The 3,908-nt window shown below is 31.6% G+C and carries 7 protein-coding genes and 1 tRNA gene; 5 read left to right on the top strand and 3 right to left on the bottom strand.

Features of this window, described 5'->3' with window-relative positions:
• On the bottom strand, positions 1-186 hold a 186-nt coding region (locus HMPREF0077_RS10735; protein WP_004835928.1), incomplete at its 3' end, for a hypothetical protein.
• A gap of 225 nt (positions 187-411) precedes the next feature.
• Here HMPREF0077_RS10735 and HMPREF0077_RS10335 point away from each other — a divergent pair.
• The 5 genes from HMPREF0077_RS10335 (at position 412) to HMPREF0077_RS00735 (ending at position 2,815) form a co-directional block, all read left to right on the top strand.
• Positions 412-732: a hypothetical protein gene (locus HMPREF0077_RS10335; protein ID WP_004835927.1), complete on the top strand. Its 321-nt coding sequence runs from the start codon at positions 412-414 to the stop codon at positions 730-732.
• Between the two features lie 190 nt (positions 733-922).
• Positions 923-1,129, top strand: a complete 207-nt coding sequence (locus tag HMPREF0077_RS00750; protein ID WP_004835926.1) for a hypothetical protein — start codon at positions 923-925, stop codon at positions 1,127-1,129.
• A 32-nt stretch (positions 1,130-1,161) separates the two neighbouring features.
• Entirely contained in the window at positions 1,162-1,542 is a 381-nt protein-coding gene (locus HMPREF0077_RS00745; RefSeq protein WP_004835925.1) for a tyrosine-type recombinase/integrase, read from the top strand.
• A gap of 362 nt (positions 1,543-1,904) precedes the next feature.
• Positions 1,905-2,687, top strand: a complete 783-nt coding sequence (locus HMPREF0077_RS00740; protein WP_231723868.1) for a C39 family peptidase — start codon at positions 1,905-1,907, stop codon at positions 2,685-2,687.
• A 52-nt stretch (positions 2,688-2,739) separates the two neighbouring features.
• A tRNA-Lys gene (locus tag HMPREF0077_RS00735) sits at positions 2,740-2,815 on the top strand.
• A 95-nt stretch (positions 2,816-2,910) separates the two neighbouring features.
• Here the strand turns inward: HMPREF0077_RS00735 and HMPREF0077_RS00730 are convergent.
• Positions 2,911-3,213, bottom strand: a complete 303-nt coding sequence (locus HMPREF0077_RS00730; RefSeq protein WP_004835923.1) for a DUF4298 domain-containing protein — start codon at positions 3,211-3,213, stop codon at positions 2,911-2,913.
• Positions 3,214-3,908 (bottom strand): serine hydrolase (locus tag HMPREF0077_RS00725; RefSeq protein WP_004835922.1); only part of this gene is annotated, 695 nt, incomplete at its 5' end.

The raw sequence follows: 3,908 nt of genomic DNA, 5'->3' as shown, positions 1-3,908 counted from the left end.
TTTTCTTAGTGTATTTACTACTTTATCATCTGGTATTGGGTTGTAACCGAGTTCTAAGGCCTTAGCTCTAGCAATATTACTTAATTTATTATCAACAATTTTATTTGCCAAATCAATCTTATCACTTTTTTTAGGATCATGCCATTCTTTTGACCAGACATTCTGTTTTCTATTTTTGTCAAGCACATAGTCTACAGTACATCTACAATATCTATGTCTTCTAAAGACATCATTGCCAGTGTCTTTTACTGATTCATAATCATAGACACCCGCCTTATCCTTGCACCATTTGCAACATCCACTAACCTCTCTTCTAACTATCTTAGGATTAAAACCTAATTTGTATATGAATCTAAACAGGACAAAATAGATATAATCGCAACAGCATTAAATGTAAGCCAAGCCTATTTGATGGGCTATGATGTTCCAAAAGTAAATCGTGTAAAAATGTTTGCTAAAGACTCAAACTTAAACCAAAGCTTAACAAATAATCAAGAAAAAATAATAAGTTTATTCAACCAACTAAACAACGAAGGCCAAGAAAAAGCCATCTCCTACACCCAAGACCTGGTCGACATTGGAAAATATTCAATAGACCAAAATCTAAGTAGATCTACTCAGGCAGAAATAGATCAGGAAGTAGAAGCCTATAGAAAAGAACTAGAACTTCAAGCAAGAACCGCAAAATCATCTCAATCAGAAGCTACAGGCGAAAAAAATAAATTAGCTTAACCTAAACTTTATAAGAAATGTTCCACCAATCAAAGTTGGTGACAAAGTAGAATTTGTATAAGCATTGACATTTTATTTAAAAATGATAAAAAAAGAGACTCCCCTCGTTCCCCAACGCTGGAATCTCTTAGAAACTTAGCAGACGGTATCACTCTGCCTGCTTCTATTATACCATAAATAGGAGGTTTATATGAAAGATGTTAGCCTTACAATAAGAAAACGAAAAGACAGCAAAAAAAACCAGGCTATACTAAGTATAAAAGTAAATAACAGCTGGAAACAAGCAGAAAGTCAAGGAGGATTTAAAACAAAAATAGCCGCCAAAAGCTGGGCAGTACCAAGACTAGCAGAAGTAGCCGGACTTAAAATTCCAGACATAACTAAAATCATATTGTAATAAATAAACAGCTAAACCACACTACAAAGAAATTGTCTAGCGTAAAATCAAAAAACAGTAATAGGGAAATACCAATAACAGACGAATTCTACAAAGAACTAAAAGAATTTATCCAATCAAGACCAACCTTGAGAATGGATCAAAGGATATTCCCCCAAACCGAACCAAGTAATGCCCTATCAAAAGCACGCAGGTACTATCTAAAAGAAACACAGTACGACGGAATAACCTTCCATGACCTAAGACATACCTATATAACTAATTTGGTAATAAGTTGCCTAGATTTATTAACTGTGGAATATCTAGCTGGTGATGATTTAAACACAATAACAAAAACTTATATACACTTAATAAAGAAAAACTATAATATAGCTAAAGAGTTTATAAAAAATCAAAATATAATAAATATTTGACGCATTTTTGACACAAGCAAAAAATAAAATAACAAAAGCGTTGAAATCAAGTACTATAGGAGCGTTGGCATATATCTTTTTATATGGGTCCCAAGAAACATTACTAGATAATTATAGCTTAATAATATATTTTTACAAGTAACTATTATCTGTGGCTTATAAATCTTTATAATCAACTTCCCTAGCCTCATAGATAATTTTAAAAATTATGTCCTTCTTTAAATTGATTAATAGTTAATAAAAGGTACTGTAAAATTATGAAGATTTATAGGATAGTGTTCTCTTTGGGGCTGTTGGTGCTTTGCTCCTGCTCTAATAAGAATAAATCAGACAATGATTACTTAGATAAAGAAAATTTACAAATGATTGAAGAAATAAATTCTGTAGCAAAGGAAACTTTTAGTAAGGGGAAAGATTTCGTTTCAACTATAAATCTGGTTAATGAATCAAAACCAGAGTATAAGTCTGATAGGCGAGATGACTTAATTAAAAAATTAGAAGAACCGGCAAAAACCGACCAAAAGGCTAAGTGGATTTTGGATAATTTCAAAAATTTAAGTGATACCGAAGCCTACCTAGTTGGTAACGACTCAGATACAGTGGAATTTATTTACAATATGAAACATAATATTAATAAATTTCCCTATAAAGAAGGTGAAAGTCTTAAACTTAATAGAGCTACTCCCTTCTACCTCCAATGGGATAATAGATGGGCATATGAGAGCTTATCTGAAGCAAATATAGGACTTGCGGGTTGTGGACCTACATCTATGTCTATGGTTTTATCTAGACTAAAAAAAGATGCAAGCATAACTCCAAAAACAATTGGTAAAGATGCTAGAGAATTTATGGTTGAAGAAGGAATCTCATGGAAATTTTTCTCCCATGAAGCTAATAAATATGGACTTAAATGTCAAGATGTCGATAAGAATAAAGCTGCTATAATTGAAGCTCTAAAAAAAGGTCCTTTGATAGTTTCTGTCAATAGAGGATATTTCACTCTAGCAGGTCATATTTTTGTAATAGATTCTTACAAAGATGGAAAATTTATTATAAATGATCCTAACAGTATAAAAAATACCTTACGCCAATGGGATTATGAGCAGATAGAAAATCAAATAGCCCACATATGGAAAATTTTTTAAAAATATTTGACAACTATTCTTATAGGTGGTATTATATAAGGGTAGTTGACACGCACCATTAGCTCAGTTGGTAGAGCACCTGACTCTTAATCAGGGTGTCCAGAGTTCGAGTCTCTGATGGTGCACCAGTTTTAAAGAGCTTCGGCTCTTTTTTTTTATTAATACAAGCAATTAAAAAGCCGTTACTAGTCTCAAAAATATGTTTAGTAACAGCTTTTTATTTTTATTTTTCTTGAAGTAGATCGTTGGCTACTTCTAGGAGGGCGAGTCCAGTATAGTAGTTATCACCCATTAAATCATAGATTGCATCTTCAGTAAGTATTGCTTGATTAATATCAGTGGCTATCTCTCCCCTATTTGATGCATCCATATCTTTGGTGAAGTCTTCACTATAATAGTAATTAACAAGTCTCCTATAAGAATCTTGATTGTCATTGAAAGCATCAAGAGCTTTTTTTAAATCTTCGATTAATTTAGAATGTTTATTATAAATTTCATTTAGTTCATTAAGGTATTGATAATCCATTTAAACCTCCTTTATTTTTCCTATAAGCTTATCTACATCTAACTTTATATTCTTAGAGTAGGCTTCATCATTTCCATTGTTTGCTACGATTATTATATCTTCATCTTCTAGTATAGCAATGATTTGCCCACCACTTCCTGAAGCAAAGATAATATTTTCTTTACTTAACCATATTCCCCTACAATAATAATCTTCAGATAAATAATTAAGCCTAGAAGAATTAGAATTGGTATAGGAGATTTCAAGCATTTTTTCTATGCTTTCTTTATTAAGTATCCTTAGACCCTTATATAAGCCCTTATTAAGAATTATTTCCCCAAATTTAAGCATATCAACTGAGCTTAGATATAATTTGCTTGCACCTACTAGATAAGACCCATAAGAATCCCATCTAGGTGTTTCTATAGAGAGTACCTTAAAAAAAATTCTATCTATATATTCATACAAACTTGTTTCTAAGATACTTTCCATAAAAACTGACAAAAGATAAAATCCTACATTTGAATAAAGAAATTTGTTAGCGTGATGGTAGCTTATCGGATAGTTTATAGCATAGTTAAGTAGGCCATCTTCATCCATCCCTTTTATATCCCTTGTCATAAGCAAGGGATAAGCATAACCAATTGAATGAGTTAGTAAATTATCCAATTTTATTTCTTCTAAGTATTTTAAGTTCTTCTTATTTGTAAGCTTTA

This window comes from Anaerococcus tetradius ATCC 35098, assembly GCF_000159095.1.
In the GTDB taxonomy this organism is placed as follows: Bacteria; Bacillota; Clostridia; order Tissierellales; family Peptoniphilaceae; genus Anaerococcus; species Anaerococcus tetradius.
This window is presented reverse-complemented; position numbering and strand designations above follow the sequence as displayed.

Bases quoted from the DNA above. Each gene is read 5' to 3' on its own strand.
- HMPREF0077_RS00730 (WP_004835923.1), bottom strand. From the start codon at position 3,213: ATGGATTATCAATACCTTAATGAACTAAATGAAATTTATAATAAACAT.
- HMPREF0077_RS00750 (WP_004835926.1), top strand. From the start codon at position 923: ATGAAAGATGTTAGCCTTACAATAAGAAAACGAAAAGACAGCAAAAAA.
- HMPREF0077_RS10335 (WP_004835927.1), top strand. From the start codon at position 412: ATGGGCTATGATGTTCCAAAAGTAAATCGTGTAAAAATGTTTGCTAAA.
- HMPREF0077_RS00740 (WP_231723868.1), top strand. From the start codon at position 1,905: ATGATTGAAGAAATAAATTCTGTAGCAAAGGAAACTTTTAGTAAGGGG.